Here is an 827-nt window from a genome sequence, read left to right as displayed (position 1 = left end):
TGGCGGGAAGCGGAATCGTGATCGGCAGTTTGACAGCCATAGCACTGCACGCTTTTTTTCAAGCCAAACAGCCGAATGGCTCAGACATAAAAACGTAAAGGAAGATGCCAATGCTCACAATGGATGACCTGAACCAAATGGACACACAAACACTGACAGACACACTTGGCTCTATTTTTGAACACTCTTCATGGATTGCGGAGAGATCCGCGGCACTACGGCCGTTTACGTCCCTTTCTGATCTTCACCGCAAAATGACTGGCATTGTAAAAGCCGCGGATCGCGAGACACAGCTTGATTTAATTAAAAAGCATCCCCGGCTCGGAACAAAGAAAACAATGAGCGATGACTCGGTACGAGAGCAGCAGAACGCAGGGCTCGGCAAATTAGAACAGCAGGAATACGAGGAGTTTCTCATGCTGAATGAACACTATTATGATCGCTTCGGCTTTCCTTTTATTTTAGCGGTGAAGGGAAAGACGAAACAGGACATTCACCAAGCCCTGCTGGCAAGGCTTGAGAGCGAACGAGAAACGGAGTTCCAGCAGGCCCTTATAGAAATTTACCGAATCGCCCGCTTTCGTCTGGCTGACATCATCACTGAAAAAGGAGAGACGCAAATGAAAAGAACCATGTCTTATGGCAAAGGAAATGTATTTGCATACCGAACGTTTTTAAAACCGCTCACTGGAGTGAAGCAAATCCCAGAATCATCTTTTACCGGGAGAGACAATACCGTTGTCGGCGTTGATGTGACATGCGAAATTGGCGGAGACGCCTTCCTGCCATCATTTACAGACGGAGACAACACTCTCGTCGTGGCAACG

At 47.8% G+C, this 827-nt stretch carries 2 protein-coding genes; both read left to right on the top strand.

Features of this window, described 5'->3' with window-relative positions; genetic code table 11:
* The coding region (locus ACWHAR_RS25380) for a hypothetical protein (protein ID WP_452088222.1) at positions 1-98 on the top strand (98 nt) is incomplete at its 5' end.
* Positions 99-110: 12 nt separating this feature from the next.
* A partial coding sequence (uraD, locus tag ACWHAR_RS25375; protein ID WP_452088221.1) for a 2-oxo-4-hydroxy-4-carboxy-5-ureidoimidazoline decarboxylase occupies positions 111-827 on the top strand: 717 nt, incomplete at its 3' end.

Source organism: Bacillus sp. LR--39, assembly GCF_053613335.1.
The sequence above is the reverse complement of the archived record's forward strand: the minus strand, read 5'-3'. Positions and strand labels throughout refer to the sequence as shown.